This is a genomic window from Ruegeria sp. CE9 (genome assembly GCF_056537425.1).
Genome location: NZ_JBQFRO010000010.1, coordinates 175,227 through 191,340, shown reverse-complemented (window position 1 = coordinate 191,340; position 16,114 = coordinate 175,227). Strand labels below are relative to the sequence as shown.

General features: G+C 58.1%; 15 protein-coding genes. 11 read left to right on the top strand and 4 right to left on the bottom strand.

All coding sequences use genetic code 11. From position 1 onward, the window contains the following. Positions 1–246: 246 nt before the first annotated feature. From ACR0B3_RS18200 to ACR0B3_RS18190, 3 genes are all read left to right on the top strand, one after another. A complete protein-coding gene (locus tag ACR0B3_RS18200) occupies positions 247–1,401 on the top strand; it encodes a phosphoserine transaminase (RefSeq protein ID WP_480810288.1) in 1,155 nt (384 codons plus the stop codon). Between the two features lie 71 nt (positions 1,402–1,472). Beyond that, entirely contained in the window at positions 1,473–3,068 is a 1,596-nt protein-coding gene (serA, locus tag ACR0B3_RS18195; protein ID WP_480810287.1) for a phosphoglycerate dehydrogenase, read from the top strand. Positions 3,069–3,192: 124 nt separating this feature from the next. Beyond that, on the top strand, positions 3,193–3,921 hold the full coding sequence (locus ACR0B3_RS18190; RefSeq protein ID WP_480810286.1) for a metallophosphoesterase family protein: 729 nt from the start codon (positions 3,193–3,195) through the stop codon (positions 3,919–3,921). 3 nt (positions 3,922–3,924) lie between these two features. Here the strand turns inward: ACR0B3_RS18190 and ACR0B3_RS18185 are convergent, their stop codons facing one another. From ACR0B3_RS18185 to ACR0B3_RS18175, 3 genes are all read right to left on the bottom strand, one after another. Next, positions 3,925–5,442: a malonate--CoA ligase gene (locus ACR0B3_RS18185; protein WP_480810285.1), complete on the bottom strand. Its 1,518-nt coding sequence runs from the start codon at positions 5,440–5,442 to the stop codon at positions 3,925–3,927. A 78-nt stretch (positions 5,443–5,520) separates the two neighbouring features. Then, a complete protein-coding gene (locus ACR0B3_RS18180; protein ID WP_480810284.1) occupies positions 5,521–6,225 on the bottom strand; it encodes a GntR family transcriptional regulator in 705 nt (234 codons plus the stop codon). 3 nt (positions 6,226–6,228) lie between these two features. After that, positions 6,229–7,584, bottom strand: a complete 1,356-nt coding sequence (locus ACR0B3_RS18175; protein ID WP_480810283.1) for a formimidoylglutamate deiminase — start codon at positions 7,582–7,584, stop codon at positions 6,229–6,231. Positions 7,585–7,665: 81 nt separating this feature from the next. On the opposite strand from ACR0B3_RS18175, the gene hutI reads away from it, so the two are divergent. The 8 genes from hutI to ACR0B3_RS18135 all read left to right on the top strand — a co-directional run bounded on the left by hutI (position 7,666) and on the right by ACR0B3_RS18135 (position 14,961). After that, positions 7,666–8,871, top strand: a complete 1,206-nt coding sequence (gene hutI, locus ACR0B3_RS18170; protein WP_480810282.1) for an imidazolonepropionase — start codon at positions 7,666–7,668, stop codon at positions 8,869–8,871. Next, positions 8,868–10,403 carry a histidine ammonia-lyase gene (hutH, locus tag ACR0B3_RS18165; RefSeq protein ID WP_480810281.1) on the top strand — a complete coding sequence of 512 codons (1,536 nt, stop codon included), beginning with the start codon at positions 8,868–8,870 and terminating at the stop codon, positions 10,401–10,403. Before hutI ends, hutH begins: the two co-directional genes overlap by 4 nt. After that, positions 10,403–11,194, top strand: coding sequence for an N-formylglutamate deformylase (hutG, locus tag ACR0B3_RS18160; RefSeq protein ID WP_480810291.1), 792 nt, complete (start codon positions 10,403–10,405; stop codon positions 11,192–11,194). The genes hutH and hutG overlap by 1 nt, the downstream gene beginning before the upstream one ends. Before the next feature lie 2 nt (positions 11,195–11,196). Beyond that, on the top strand, positions 11,197–12,879 hold the full coding sequence (gene hutU, locus ACR0B3_RS18155; protein WP_480810280.1) for a urocanate hydratase: 1,683 nt from the start codon (positions 11,197–11,199) through the stop codon (positions 12,877–12,879). A gap of 68 nt (positions 12,880–12,947) precedes the next feature. Further along, a complete protein-coding gene (serB, locus tag ACR0B3_RS18150) occupies positions 12,948–13,826 on the top strand; it encodes a phosphoserine phosphatase SerB (protein WP_480810279.1) in 879 nt (292 codons plus the stop codon). Positions 13,827–13,872: 46 nt separating this feature from the next. Continuing rightward, entirely contained in the window at positions 13,873–14,202 is a 330-nt protein-coding gene (locus tag ACR0B3_RS18145; RefSeq protein WP_170686901.1) for a metalloregulator ArsR/SmtB family transcription factor, read from the top strand. Continuing rightward, complete coding sequence (locus ACR0B3_RS18140) at positions 14,190–14,618, top strand: SRPBCC family protein (RefSeq protein WP_480810278.1); 429 nt, start codon at positions 14,190–14,192, stop codon at positions 14,616–14,618. Before ACR0B3_RS18145 ends, ACR0B3_RS18140 begins: the two co-directional genes overlap by 13 nt. Positions 14,619–14,640: 22 nt before the next feature. Further along, positions 14,641–14,961, top strand: a complete 321-nt coding sequence (locus ACR0B3_RS18135; RefSeq protein WP_480810277.1) for a YciI family protein — start codon at positions 14,641–14,643, stop codon at positions 14,959–14,961. A 3-nt stretch (positions 14,962–14,964) separates the two neighbouring features. On the opposite strand, the gene ACR0B3_RS18130 is transcribed toward ACR0B3_RS18135, so the two are convergent. Then, positions 14,965–15,963 carry an asparaginase gene (locus ACR0B3_RS18130; protein WP_480810276.1) on the bottom strand — a complete coding sequence of 333 codons (999 nt, stop codon included), beginning with the start codon at positions 15,961–15,963 and terminating at the stop codon, positions 14,965–14,967. Positions 15,964–16,114: the final 151 nt, after the last annotated feature.

The window sequence follows — 16,114 nt, the reverse complement described above, 5'->3', positions numbered from 1 at the left end:
CACATGCCCCCCCATGTCAGAATACGCAGACGCCGCCGAATAAACACAAACAAACACTAAACCCCCACCAAATAAGGTGGGGGTTGAAGCCAATCGGAAACTCATGTTCTGATTTGAGCCCCTTCCATACGTCGTTTTTAACCATTCAAGCGTCTTTTTCGCTTGCTGCGAATGCGCGCGCCCAATAGCTCTGTCCGTGGGACACCCCTCCCCAACGAGGGGCGTGTATCTGGAAGGGTAATACAGATGAGCATTGAACAACCGGCGACGCGGCCGGCCAATCCGCGTTTTTCCTCGGGCCCTTGTGCCAAACCCCCTACATTCGAATTGTCCAAACTGGCTGATGCGGCCTTGGGTCGTTCGCATCGTGCCGCTGTTGGCAAGAATAAGTTAAAGGCGGCCGTTGAAGGCACGCGTGAGGTGTTGGGTATTCCGGCAGACTACAAGATCGGCATCGTTCCTGCCTCGGACACTGGCGCGGTTGAGATGGCTCTGTGGTCGCTGCTGGGCGTGCGTAAGGTCGAGATGCTCGCCTGGGAGAGCTTTGGTGCGGGCTGGGTGACCGATGTGGTCAAGCAGCTAAAGATTGATGCTGAAGTGAAGACAGCGGATTACGGACAGATTGTTGATCTGTCCTCGGTCGATTTCCAGAATGATGTGGTCTTTACATGGAACGGCACGACCTCGGGCGTAAGGGTTCCCAATGGCGACTGGATTGCGGACGACCGTCAGGGTCTGACGATTTGCGACGCAACCTCGGCTGCTTTTGCGATGGACCTGCCATGGGACAAGCTGGATGTGACCACGTTTAGTTGGCAGAAAGTGCTGGGTGGTGAAGCGGCTCATGGGATGCTGATCCTCAGCCCTCGTGCTGTCGAACGCTTGGAGAGCTACACGCCCGCATGGCCCCTGCCCAAGATTTTCCGCCTGACCAAGGGTGGTAAGCTGATTGAAGGCATATTCACTGGGGCGACGATCAACACGCCCTCGATGCTTGCTGTTGAGGACTACCTGTTCGCGATGGACTGGGCGCGCTCGGTTGGGGGCCTGAAGGGTCTGATTGCGCGTGCCGATGCCAACGCCGGAGCGGTACATGCGTTTTGTGCGCAAAATGATTGGATCGCAAATTTGGCTGAGGATGACGCCACTCAGTCCAATACGTCGGTCTGCCTGAAATTCACCGATGCACGCATTCAGGACGGTGCAGTATTCGCCAAAGCCGTGGCCAAACGGCTGGAGACCGAGAACATCGCGCTGGATATCGGAGCGTACCGCGACGCACCTGCGGGTTTGCGCATCTGGTGCGGCGGCACGGTTGAGACCTCGGATATCGAAGCGATGCTGCCTTGGTTGGACTGGGCATTCCACGCCGAAATCGAAGCGCAAACGGCCGCTGCCTGACAAGAATTTTCGACGAAAATTCTGGGCCTCCTGTGGCCCGGTTTTCTCCCAATATATCAAGGACCAGAGATATGGCCCCCAAAGTACTCGTATCTGACAAGCTCAGCGAAACCGCCGTGCAGATCTTTCGTGATCGCGGCATCGATGTGGATTTCATGCCCGATCTGGGTAAGGACAAAGACAAGCTGGCCGAGGTGATCGGCCAGTATGACGGCCTTGCCATCCGCTCGGCCACCAAGGTCACCCCGACCATTTTGGAGAAGGCCGACAAGCTAAAAGTTATCGGGCGCGCCGGTATTGGCACCGATAATATCGACAAGGAAGCGGCCTCAAAAAAAGGTGTGATCGTGATGAACACGCCATTCGGCAACATGATCACAACGGCCGAGCACGCCATTGCGATGATGTTTGCCGTGGCGCGTCAAATTCCCGAGGCCAGCACCTCGACCCATGCGGGCAAATGGGAAAAGTCCAAGTTCATGGGGATCGAGCTGACGAACAAGACCTTGGGTGTCATTGGCGCGGGTAATATTGGAGGCATCGTCTGCGAACGTGCCTTGGGCTTGAAGATGAAAGTCGTCGCCTACGACCCCTACTTGGGCGAAGAGAAAGCCGCAAAGATGGGTGTTGAAAAAGTTGAGCTGGACGAGCTGCTGTCGCGCGCCGATTTCATCACGCTGCATGTGCCGTTAACCGACCAGACGCGGAATATTCTGAGCCGCGAGAATCTGGCTAAGACCAAGAATGGTGTGCGCATCATCAACTGTGCGCGTGGTGGCCTGGTCGACGAGACGGCTTTGGCCGAAGCATTGCAGTCGGGTCAAGTGGCCGGAGCGGCCTTTGATGTGTTCAGCGAAGAACCGGCCAAGGAGAACGCACTGTTCAACCTGCCGAATGTGGTTTGCACGCCTCATCTTGGTGCGGCCACGACGGAAGCACAGGAAAACGTGGCGCTTCAGGTGGCCGAGCAGATTTCGAATTATCTGCTGACCGGTGCGGTCGAAAACGCGCTGAATATGCCCAGCGTCACCGCCGAAGAAGCTAAAGTCATGGGCCCCTGGATCAAGCTGGCAGGTCATTTGGGCAGCTTCATTGGCCAGATGACGGATGAGCCGATCAAGGCGATCAACATCCTCTATGACGGTGTCGCGGCTGAGATGAATCTGGCGGCATTGAACTGTTCCGCCGTGGCGGGGATCATGAAGAAGTTCAACCCCGAGGTGAACATGGTCTCGGCCCCGGTTGTGGCCAGAGAACGGGGCATTCAAATCTCGACCACAAATCAGGACAAATCGGGTGCGTTTGAGGGTTATATCAAAGTTACCGTTGTGACGGATAAGCGCGAACGTTCGATCGGGGGCACGGTGTTCAGCGACGGCAAGCCGCGGTTCATCCAGATCAAGGGCATCAACATCGATGCCGAGATCGGGGCGCATATGCTTTACACCACTAACGAGGATGTACCCGGCATCATCGGTGCATTGGGGCAGACCATGGGTGAGAATGATGTGAACATCGCGAACTTTACTTTGGGGCGTTCCGAAGCTGGCGGTGAGGCGATTGCTTTGCTTTACGTCGACGAACCGGTTCCCGCTGAGGCACGCGCGAAACTTGCAGAAACAGGCCTGTTCACCCAGATCAAACCGTTGGAGTTTGACGTGGCCTGATCATGTTCTCTGATCTTTTGTGAAAGATCGATGCCCGCGCCGGTCAATAGCGCGGGCGTCATCTTTTCAAAGCACTGAATTTGCGCCAGAAGTGCAGCAGTCGTAAATACCCGAGGGGAACCCGATGACCAATCCGATCTACGCAATTGGAGATTTGCATGGACGTGTCGATGAATTCGAACGCGCGCTGTCGCTGATTGCAGATGATGGAGGTTCCGAGGCCGAGATTGTGTTCTTGGGCGACTATGTCGATCGGGGTCCTGACAGCCGAGGCGTTCTGGACCGGTTGATCGCAGGGCGAGATGCGGGCAAGCGATGGGTTACTTTGCTGGGCAACCATGACCGGATGTTCTCATGGTTTCTTGAAAATGTACCGCGTCATGACCCGCATCTGTTGGTCGGTTATCATTGGCTGCATGAACGGTTGGGTGGCGTTGAGACTCTGAAAAGCTATGGCGTGTTTTTCGACCAGCAGACGCGGCTGGAGGATCTGCATGCCATCGCGCGAGGTGCGGTTCCGGAGGCGCATCGGGTATTTCTGCAAAGACTGGTCGCCATGCACCAAACGCCAGAACTCGCGTTTGTGCACGCTGGCATTCGGCCCGGCATTCCGCTGAGTGAGCAAAAGGAAAATGATCTGGTCTGGATCAGGCAGGCATTTCACAACCATCGGGCCACGCATCCGAAACTGATCGTCCATGGGCATACGCCGGTTGATCAAGCGACCCACTACGGCAATCGCATCAATCTGGATAGTGGCGCAGGGTATGGCCGCCCGGTTGGCGTCGCGGTGTTCGAAGGACTGGATTGCTGGTTGTTGACGGACAAGGGGCGCGTTGCGCTTTTGCCCTGACAATCAGGATTGGGTGAACAGGTGCTTGCAGCGGTCCCGCAGGATGTTCTTTTGCACCTTGCCCATCGTGTTGCGCGGCAGCTCGTCCATTAAGATCAACTGGCGAGGATGTTTGAAGCGGGCCAAAGAATTTTGGACCGCGTCCTTGATCGCCTCGATATCGGGTGTCTGGCCGGGGGCAGGAACCAGAATGCCAACTGGGCACTCTCCGAAGTCGGGATGCGGGGCGCCAATCACTGCGCTCTCCAACACGCCGGGCTGTTCGTCCAGCAGCAACTCGATCTCTTTGGGGTAAATGTTGTACCCGCCCGAGATGATCAGGTCTTTGCCACGCCCGACGATATGGACATAGCCATCTTCATCGATCCGCCCCAGATCACCGGTGATGAAGAACCCGTCTTCGCGCAGTTCTGCGGCCGTCTTTTCGGGCATTTGCCAATAGCCCTGAAACACGTTCGGGCCGCGTACTTCGATGATGCCGATCTCGCCATCCGGCAGTGTTTCTCCCGTGTCAGGGTCCGTTACCTTCAATTCGACATCTGGCAAAGGAAATCCAACGGTCCCTGCGCGACGCTCGCCGTCATAAGGGTTTGAAGTGTTCATATTCGTCTCGGTCATGCCATAGCGTTCCAGAATGCGATGGCCCGTTCGGTCTTCGAACTGGACATGCGTTTCTGCGAGCAAGGGGGCGGAACCTGAAATGAACAACCGCAGGTCTTGGGTCAGATCGCGCGTGAACCGGTCGTCGCTTAGCAGCCGGGTGTAGAAGGTAGGCACGCCCATCATCGTTGTCGCCTGAGGCATCAGGCGAACCATGTTGTCCAGATCGAATTTCGGCAGAAAGATCATTGACCCGCCCGAGGCAAGCACCACATTGGTTGCAACAAACAGCCCATGTGTGTGAAAAATCGGCAGCGCATGCAGCAATACGTCGCTGTTGGTAAACCGCCATTCCTGCACCAACGTTTCCGCGTTAGACAGCAGATTGGCTTGCGTCAGCATCGCCCCTTTCGAGCGTCCCGTTGTGCCAGACGTATAGAGAAATGCAGCCAGATCATCCTCGGAGCGGTGGACCGGTTCAAAGGCGGGGAGCATGCCTAAGGCGCGCCGCGTCAGGCTGCCTGAACCGTCCGCGTTCAGCGTCTCTAACCGTGCGTTGTGTTTTTGTGCGATATCAGCAAGCCCAGCCTCGTTGGCCGCGTCACAGACCACCAGAGATGCGCCGCTGTTTTCGATGAAATAGCTCAGCTCTAGCGTCGTATAGCCCGTGTTCAGCGGAAGAAAGATCAGCCCGGCTTGGGCGCAGGCGGCATATAGCGCCAGTGCTTCGACGGACTTCTCTACCTGCACAGCCACGCGATCACCCGGCTCCTGCTCAAGACCAGTCAGGGCGTTCGCAAGTCTGGCTGCCATGTCCAGAAACGCAGCATGGGTCAGTGTCTGACCATCGGCGAGATGCAGAAACGGCGTGTCCTTGCCCGCATGGATGCCAAACAAACGATCATAGAGCGGGTTGCCCATCCCGATATCCTTTCCATTCGACGCGGACATGTTGCCGCAAATCTGTATTGGAAATGTCAGAGGGTAAAGACCGGAATATCAGAATTCGGTGGTCATTCTGTAGCCAGCTGCGAAATACATCTTGGCAAAGGTCACTGGCTGACCTTGCAGCCATGTGATGCGCTCGGCGGTAAAGACGGGCTCTCCTTCGGATACGTCCAGAAACCCGGCCAGCGTGGTATCGGCGCGGCTGGCCAGAAAGGTCAGCTCGACATTGGTGAAAGGGACTGTTTGCACAAGCCAGTCATTCGGTCCGATGCTTGAGAAATCGGCCTGTTTCACTTGCGGTACGCTGTCGATCACGATCCAGCGGTCCTCGAACTGAAAAGGTGTGTTGCCGGAAAAATGCATGCAACGCACATGCAGCACAGCCTGATCCGCGCGCAGGGCCAGTCGCGCCGTCAGCCAATCGGGGGCAGTCTGCGTTTCGCGCGATACCAAAGCATAGCGGTAGGTACCCCCTGCCGCCTCAACCTCGTCGCGGACAAGGGGGATAGTGAAACGCGCCTGTCGCTGCGGCGCGCTGAGAACACGCGTTCCCGCCTTTCTGCGCCTTTCCAGAAACCCTTCATCGGCTAGTTCCCGCAGCGCGCGGTTGACCGTTGTGCGGGTGCACGAGAACTCAACAGCCAGCTCCTGTTCGTTCGGCAGCAGCGCATCGGGTTGCCACTCGCCCGAGCGGATGCGCCGCAGGACAGTCTGCTTGATATCCTTGTAACTGGTGGTGTCGCTTGACTGAGCCATGTTTCAAAGATCCGCCAGCAGCTCAGCCATCGCGGCCCGGTAATTACTAAGGATCGCATCGCGTGCGATATGCCGCCCGCCTTGTACTTGATGTCGTCCAGCAGACCACAGATCAGTCACGATTCCGTCTGGAGCCGCAAAGCAAAGCCCGTCAAGCAACTGATCATTACGCAAACTGCAAAGCGTCGGATGGGTACGATCAATCGCGACCAGATCAGCCAATTGACCCTCTGCTATCGATCCAGCTGCGCGCCCCAAGGCCTGCGCACCGCCCCGCGCGGCCCCGGAATAAAGCGCATGGCCAACTGAACCCTCGCCCTGTACCAGAACCGTGCGGGCTCTGTCGCGTAAGCGTTGAGAATACTCCAGTGTCCGCAGTTCCTCGGGCAATGAAATACGTACATTCGAGTCCGATCCGACACCAAATGCACCATTGGCGTCGATGTAGACGGCGCCGTTGAAGATGCCATCCCCAAGATTGGCCTCGGTAATCGGGCAGAGACCAGCCACGGCCCCGGATCGTGCGAGGGCGCGGGTTTCGTCATCGGTCATGTGGGTCGCATGGATCAGACACCAACGCGCGTTGACCTCCGCATTGTTCAACAACCAATTCACCGGGCGCTGACCCAGAGCAGCCTCAACATCTGCGACCTCTTTCTCTTGTTCCGAGATATGGATGTGTACTGGACCGTTCGGGGTCGCCTTAAGCACCTGATGCAGATCATCTGGTGAAGTTGCTCGCAAGGAATGCGGCGCGATTCCAATCTGGCTATCCGAATGCGGCAGGAAAGGTTTGCAGTCTTCGACGAGCTGCAAAAACCGACCCACATCATTTCCGAACCGCAGCTGGCCGCCCTCCAAGGGCTCTTGTTTGACGCCGCCATAGGTGTAGAGCACCGGCAGATGCGTCAGGCCAATCCCGGTTTGGGTCGCTGCGGAGAAGATGCGTTGGCTCAGTTCGGATAGCTGTACATAAGGCGTGCCGCCGGGTTGGTGGTGGACGTAGTGGAATTCCCCGACCGAGGCATATCCGGCCTCCTGCATTTCCATGAAAACCAGCGTTGCGATGGCTTCGATCTGCTCTGGGGTGAGGCGATCCAGAAAGCGATACATCAGGGTACGCCAGGTCCAAAAGCTTTCGCGACCCGCGGCGCGAAACTCGGTCATACCGGCCATGGCACGTTGAAAGGCATGGCTGTGCAGGTTGGCCAAGGCGGGCAGCAGCACATCGACACGCGTGTCACCAGGTTGAGCATCTGCACCTTGCTCCAGTTTGATGATCCGGCCGTGCTCGATTTCGACCCTCAGATCGCTGACCCATTCTGACCCCACCAAGGCGGTTTTGGCATGAACCGTCATCGCATTTCCATTTTGTGTAGACTTTATCTTTTTACCCGTATACGAAAAAATCAAGCGCAGGGGGAGCCCAAAAGAATCGCCATGACGAAAAAAACCGTACTTTGCAGCAAGCGGGTGGCCACCATGGGGGGTGACCGTCCTTATGGGGTGATCGAGGATGGCGCGATTGGCGTTGAAGGATCGCAGATAGTCTGGGTGGGCCGTCAGTCCGAGCTTCCAGAGACCTATTCTGAATGGCAGCACATCGACTATGGTGACCGACTGATCACGCCCGGGCTGATCGATTGCCATACGCATGTAGTATTCGGCGGCAACCGTGCGGTTGAGTTTGAAATGCGCCTGAACGGAGCCTCCTACGAGGAAATCGCCCGCGCGGGCGGCGGGATCCTGTCGACCGTTAACGGTACGCGGGCGGCCTCGGAAGATGAGTTGCTTCAGGGCGCTTTGCCACGCGTGGATGCCTTGCTGGCAGAAGGTGTGTCCTGCATCGAAGTGAAGTCTGGTTATGGGCTGGATACCGAAACCGAACTGCGCATGCTGCGCACCGCGCGGCGCATTGCGCAGGAGCGTCCTGTTCGGGTTAAAACCAGTTTTCTGGGTGCACATGCCACTCCGCCGGAATATTCGGGCCGGGATGATGCCTATATCGATGAGGTTTGCATACCGGCCTTGCGGGCGGCCCATGCCGAGGGGCTCGTGGACGCGGTGGATGGGTTCTGCGAAGGAATTGCCTTTGATACCGCCCAGATCGAACGGGTTTTTGTTGTCGCGCAAGAGCTTGGATTGCAGGTAAAGCTGCACGCCGAGCAGTTGTCTAACCTCGGCGGGGCCAAGCTGGCAGCGGTTTATGGGGCCCTGTCCGCTGACCATATTGAATATCTGGACGCTGAAGGTGTTGCCGCGATGTCCGCCGCCGGAACGGTTGCGGTTCTGCTGCCTGGCGCGTTTTACACGCTGCACGAGACTCAGGCCCCACCAGTTGAACTGCTACGCCAGCAGAAAGTGCCAATGGCGCTTGCAACCGATTGTAATCCGGGCTCATCACCGCTGACTTCACTGCTTTTGACAATGAATATGGGATGCACCCTGTTTCGCATGACGCCCGAAGAAGCTCTGGCAGGTGTCACCCGCGTCGCGGCCCGCGCTTTGGGTCTGGAAGATACAGGGATGATCGCAGCCGGGCTGCGCGCTGATCTGGCCATTTGGGACGTCTCGCATCCCGCCGAACTGTCCTATCGCATCGGTTTCAACCCGCTGCACAAACGTATTTTCGGAGGCCAGGAATGACTCCCCTATCGCTCATCCCAGGTCAGGTATCGTTGGATCAGTTGGCGGAGATTTATTGGACCGAGGCCGCGATCTCGCTGGAGCATACTTGCCGACCAAAGGTCGATGCCGCTGCGGCCCGTATAGCGCAGGCTGCCGAAGGGACTGAGCCTGTCTATGGCGTGAATACCGGCTTCGGTAAGCTGGCGAGCCATAAGATTGCGGCCAAGGACACCTCGACCCTGCAGAGCAACCTGATCCTTAGCCATTGTTGCGGTGTGGGCCTTGCTGTGCCGCGACGCCTGGCGCGATTGATGATGTCTTTGAAGCTTCTGTCCTTTGGGCGCGGGGCGTCTGGGGTCCGCTGGGAACTTGTCGAGTTGCTGCAGCAGATGCTGGCGCGTGGAGTGACGCCTGTGATCCCTGCACAGGGTTCGGTCGGCGCATCAGGCGATCTGGCGCCGCTGGCCCATATGACCGCAGTCGTAATCGGCGAGGGTGAGGCCGAGGTGGATGGAACGGTCAGGCCGGGTGCAGAGGCCCTGAAAATAGCCGGATTAGAGCCGATTCAGCTTGGCCCAAAGGAAGGTCTGGCCTTCATCAACGGGACACAGTTTTCAACGGCCTATGCTTTGGCAGGTCTGTTTGAAGGATGGCGTTCGGCACAAAATGCACTGGTGATTTCAGCCGCTTCGACGGATGCGATTATGGGCTCCACCGCCCCGCTGCAGCCTGAGATTCATGCGCTGCGTGGGCATCGCGGGCAAATCGAAGCAGCCGCCGCGATGCGGGCCACTTTGGACGGCTCTGAAATTCGTGAAAGCCATCGCGACGGGGATACGCGGGTGCAGGATCCATATTGCATCCGCTGCCAGCCTCAAGTGACGGGTGCGGCGATGGATGTGATCCGGCAGGCGGCCGCAACTCTTGTGGTTGAGGCCAACGCGGCCACCGACAACCCGCTGGTTCTGACCGACCCGGATGCCATCGTCTCGGGCGGAAACTTCCATGCCGAGCCGGTGGGGTTTGCCGCCGATATGATTGCGCTGGCCCTGTCCGAAATTGGGGCCATCGCCCAACGGCGCATCGCTTTGATGGTAGATCCCGCGCTCAGCTTTGATCTGCCGCCCTTTCTGACGCCAGAGCCGGGGCTGAACTCGGGCCTGATGATTGCTGAGGTCACAACCGCTGCGTTGATGAGCGAAAACAAACATCTGGCCAATCCCTGCGTGACCGACAGCACGCCCACATCGGCCAATCAGGAAGACCATGTGTCCATGGCCGCCCATGGCGCGCGGCGTCTCAGCCGGATGGTTGACAATCTGAACTATATTCTGGGGATCGAACTGCTCTGCGCCGCACAAGGTATCGAGTTTCGCGCGCCCCTTTCAACCAGCGAGGCGCTGACCAGCGTCGTGGGGCGTTTGCGCGAAGACATCCCTTCACTAGGCGATGACCGTTATCTGGCACCGGAACTGGAAACCGCGAAGTCGCTGGTTGAAAGCGGGGCCATTCTGCGGGCGGCTGCACAGTCCATGCCGGAGCTGTCATGATGCAGGTGTTCAGCGTTCAGCATGGCGATGGACCCATTGTTTTGGGGCAGCCACATGGCGGCACTTTTGTACCCGACAATATTGCCGCACGGCTGAATAAGAATGGGCAGGTTCTGGCAGACACAGATTGGCATATAAACCAGCTCTATGACGGGCTACTGGCCAACGCGACGGTCGTGCAATCCCATATCCACCGCTATGTCATCGACGCGAACAGAGACCCGGCGGGCGCTTCGCTGTATCCGGGGCAGAATACGACAACACTGGTGCCTTTGACCGACTTTGACGGTCAGCCGATCTGGGAAGAAGGGCAAGACCCATCAGCCGACGAGATTGAGGCGCGCCGAACCGCCTACCACGCGCCTTATCACAACGCGCTGGAGCAAGAGCTTGAAAGGGTGCGGGCAAAACACGGGGTTGCGATCCTGTTCGACTGCCACTCGATCCGCAGCAAGATCCCGTTCCTCTTCGAGGGCACTCTGCCGGATATGAACATCGGCACTGATGGTGGCGTGACCTGTGCCCCCAGCATCGAGGCCGCGGCCTACGAATTCTCTCATTCCTCCCCCTACAGCACCGTCCTGAACGGGCGATTCCGAGGGGGCTGGACGACCCGTCACTATGGCCGCCCCGATGAAGGCCAGCACGCGATCCAGATGGAGCTGGCGCAATCCACCTATCTGTCCACCGAAACCCCGCGATGGGCGTTGGACGAGGCTAAGGCCAATCGCCTGCGTCGCTGGTTGGTGGATATCCTCGACGCCATCCAAGATACCGCATTGGAGCTTTGACCATGACCGATCCTCGTAAAAACACCCGTGACGTCTATCCGCCGACAGGCCCCGAGCTGAATGCCAAAAGCTGGGTGACCGAAGCCCCGCTACGGATGTTGATGAACAACCTGCACCCCGATGTCGCCGAAAATCCTCATGAGTTGGTGGTCTATGGCGGCATCGGGCGCGCGGCGCGGACATGGGATGATTTCGACCGGATCGTCGCGGGGCTGAAGGATCTAGAAGAGGACGAAACCCTAATCGTCCAGTCGGGCAAACCGGTGGCGATCATTCGTACTCACAAAGATGCGCCCCGCGTTCTGATCGCCAATTCGAATATCGTGCCGCACTGGGCCAATTGGGATCATTTCAACGAGCTCGATAAGAAGGGTCTGATGATGTATGGCCAGATGACGGCTGGGTCGTGGATCTATATCGGCACACAAGGCATCGTGCAGGGTACCTATGAGACCTTTGCCGAGGCGGGCCGCCAGCATTATGGCGGCGATCTGACCGGCAAGTGGATTCTGACCGGTGGGCTGGGCGGTATGGGCGGCGCACAGCCATTGGCGGCAGTGTTTGCCGGGGCCTCTTGTCTGGCGGTGGAATGCAACCCGGACTCGATCGATTTCCGGCTGCGCACCAAGTACCTCGACGAAAAAGCTGAAACGCTGGACGAAGCGCTTGAGATGATCGACCGCTGGACAAAGGCGGGCGAGGCGAAATCTGTGGGTCTGCTGGGCAATGCGGCGGAGGTGTTTCCCGAGATTTATGCCCGGATGCAGGCCGGTGGAATGCGCCCCGATATCGTGACTGACCAAACAAGCGCCCACGATCCGATCAACGGGTATCTGCCGATTGGATGGAGCATGGCAGAGTGGCGTGACAAGCGGGAATCCGACCCTAAAGCAGTAGAAAAAGCTGCTTGCGCCTCGATGAAGCAACACGTGGCGGCGATGGTCGACTTCTGGAATGCGGGCGTTCCGACGCTGGATTACGGCAACAACATCCGGCAGGTGGCGCAGGATGAAGGCTTGGAGAATGCCTTTGCCTTCCCCGGCTTTGTGCCCGCTTATATTCGCCCGCTGTTTTGCAAGGGCATCGGCCCGTTCCGCTGGTGTGCCCTGTCGGGTGACCCCGAGGATATCCACAAGACCGACGCCAAGATGAAAGAGCTGTTCCCCGAGAACGAGCACCTGCATCGCTGGCTGGACATGGCGCAAGAACGCATCGCGTTTCAGGGTCTGCCTGCGCGTATTTGCTGGATCGGTCTTGGCGATCGCCATCGCGCCGGATTGGCGTTCAACGAAATGGTTGCCAATGGTGAGCTTAAAGCCCCGGTTGTGATCGGGCGCGACCACTTGGATTCGGGTTCGGTCGCCAGCCCCAATCGCGAGACCGAGGCGATGCTGGATGGTTCGGACGCGGTTTCGGACTGGCCGCTGTTGAATGCGCTGATCAACACAGCCAGCGGTGCGACTTGGGTCTCGCTGCATCATGGCGGCGGGGTTGGCATGGGCTTCAGCCAGCACGCCGGTGTGGTGATCTGCGCGGATGGGACCGAAGACGCAGCGCGGCGGTTAGAGCGTGTACTCTGGAACGACCCGGCCTCGGGTGTCTGGCGTCACGCGGATGCAGGGTATGAGATCGCCAAAGACTGCGCCCGCGAACATGGGCTGCGGCTGCCGGGTATTCTGGGCTAGGCCAAACTGCCTCTGGTGAAAATGCTGCACCTGCGATATCTCGCAGGTGCGCTAACCGGAGGCCCGACATGTACATAGCCACTCTGCTGACCAACCCGGCGGTCCCTTCGCTTGAGGCGACGCTGGTCGAGTCCTTGCGGAACGCTTGGGGCGGCGGAGATGTGCAATGGCTCAGCCCGGATGAGGCGGTCGAGTTTTCGCTGACTGATATTCCGGACAATCAATGGGATGTCTGGGCAGACCTGCAGAACATGGGCGTTGATCTTGTTGTCCAGCCCGCCGAAGGGCGGCGCAAGAAGATGCTGTTGGCCGATATGGACAGCACTATGATCCAGCAGGAATGTATCGACGAGCTGGCTGACGAGGCCGGTGTGGGCGATCGGGTCAAGGACATCACCGCGCGGGCGATGAATGGCGAGCTGGATTTCGAAGGGGCGCTGACCGAGCGTGTCGGCCTGTTGAAAGGGCTGGACGAAAACGTGATCGACAAGGTGCTGGCTGAACGCATCACATTGATGCCGGGGGGGCCGGAATTGGTGGGAACGATGCGCGCGAATGATGGCTATGCCGCGTTGGTGTCGGGCGGGTTCACTGCCTTCACGGCTAAGGTCGGCGCGGAACTTGGGTTTGATGAGAACCGGGCCAACATATTGTTGGCTGCGGGTGGCAAGCTGACAGGCGATGTTCAGAGACCCATTCTGGGACGTCAGGCCAAGGTAGATGCGTTAGAGCAGATCACAGCGCGGTTGGGCCTTGCCGAATCGGATGTGATCGCAGTCGGCGACGGTGCCAATGATCTGGGAATGCTTGGGCGGGCCGGAACCGGCGTGGCGCTACATGCCAAGCCTTCGGTTGCAGCGCAGTGCGATGTTCGCGTAAACCACGGAGATTTAACAGCTCTGCTGTATTTGCAAGGCTATGCTCGGCCCGACTTTGCCAAGGTCTGAACGATCGGGGCTTCTCTTTATTTAACGCAAATGTTAAACAGTGGTCATGAATACACTTCTGACCACATTTTCCGCGTTGTCGGATGCCACGAGGTTCTCGATCGTCGAGCAATTGATGCAGGACGGTGAACTGTCCGCCGGTGATCTGATTGATGGGCGCGGCATGTCTGGTGCTGCAATCTCGCGCCATTTGAAGCTTCTGCGCGAAGCCGGGCTTATTCAACAGCGTGTTCAGGGCACGCAGCGGATCTATTCGATCCGGCCCGAAGGTCTGCGCGCCATTGCCGACTGGACCATTTCAAAACGTGAGTTCTGGGAAACCAGCCTCGACCGACTTAGCGATATTATCGAAAGGGAAAATTCATGGCCGACCTGAAACTTGAGCGGGAATTCCCGGTAAGCCCTGAAGACTTGTTCGCTTGGGTCAGCGATGGTGCAAAATTGTTGCAGTGGTGGGGTCCCGAGGGCTTGCATGTACCGGAATACGACCTTGATTTTTCACGGCTGGGTCCGTGGTATTCGGTGATGCAGAACGGTGAGGGCCAGCAATTCAAGGTCTCAGGGCATGTCACCCATATCGACCGGCCAAAGTCGGTCGGGTTTACGTGGGCGTGGCACGACGATCAGGATCAACGTGGTGCGGAAAGCCATGTGACCTTTTCGGTCACCGCGACCGCCAGCGGATCGCGATTGGTGGTCGATCATCGTGAGCTTGTCGATGCTGAATCGGCCACGAACCACAACGAAGGTTGGACATCTTCGCTGCGTAAGCTCGAAGCGCTTTGCAAATAGGTTTTCATCAGGGAGGAGCAATATGCCCCAGTATTTGTTTGTGTATCACGGGGGTCATACCCCAACCGACCCCGCCGAGATTGAGGCGACCATGGCCGCCTGGGGCGCGTGGTTTCAGGACATCGGTGGGTCTTTGGAAATTCCGGGGAATCCCGTGGGCCAATCCTACACGGTCAGCAGCGGCGGGGTCGAAGACAATGGTGGAGCAAACCCGGCTTCGGGTTTCACGGTGGTAAAGGCCGACAGCATTGAGGCCGCAACCGAGATGGCCAAAGGCTGCCCGATGGTCGTGAATGGCTCGGGCTCGGTCGAAGTGGCCGAGGTTCACGAGATCGAGATGTAAGCCTCAGCCGGGAAAGCCCGGCGCGGGTTTGATCACACCACATTCCAGCCCGCGGCGGCTGTATTGCGTGGCGTTCATGAATTTGCGGGTGGCCGGGTGATCGGCCTCCAGCACGCCCAAATGAACAAGTATCGCGGCAATGGCGCATTCGCTTGCGCGGGTTGTGCCATCGGTGATTTTCAGTGCAACGCCCATCCGCTTTTCGGGGATGATGGCGACGAAAACAGCTTCGGCACCTGTTTTGATCGCCACGCGGCCATCCATTGCACGCATCAGTTCGGTGCAAGCGCGAGTCTCACCTGCGACCAGTTCGGGGTGCGTAACCATAGCTGCCGTCAACCGCGCCGCCGCTTCACTGGATCGGTCTGACCGATCGGCGGCCGAGGCAAACCATGCCATTGAACGAGCGAGCCCGACCAGCGACGTTGCGAAGTTCGGGGCAGAGCATCCATCAATCCCGTAAGTTGGGCTGGTCTCGCCGGTGGTTTCTTCTATGGCAGACAGGCAGGCCTGCTGAACCGGGTGATCAATCTCAAGATATTCGGGTCCGGCCCCCATGTGCTGTGTCAAAGTCAAAAACCCGCAGTGCTTGCCCGAGCAATTGTTGTGAATCTGGCAAGGGGTGTCGTCTGCCAGTATCAGGCCATCTCGGGCTGCCATGTCAGCTGGCTCCTGCGGACCGCAGCGAAGATCGGGCTCGGACAGACCGAGGTGGTCCAACCATGCAGTCACGCGATCCGTATGGATATGTGCCCCGTTATGCGACGCACAGGCCAAGGCCAAATGTTCACTGTTCAAACCGTATTTTGCGGCCGCGCCCGAGGTGATCAAAGGCAGCGCCTGGATCATCTTGGCCGAGGACCGAGGGTAGATTATCGCGTTCGAATCCCCCCAGCTGCGCACAATCTGACCACTGTCGTCACAGATCACCGCGTGACCAAAATGCAGGCTTTCCAAAAGCGATCCGCGCCAGAGTTCTGTCATTGGAACGGCATGTGTCATGGATACCCTCTTCATCATGCGCAAAAATCTGCCAATCGCCCTTTCGCCTGTGGCGAAACCTGCGTTAGTGTGTGTATGTCGACAATCATCGGAATACGCAACTGAACAGACGAACCGGCAGAGTTCGCACGCATCTCCGATGGGTATGAGG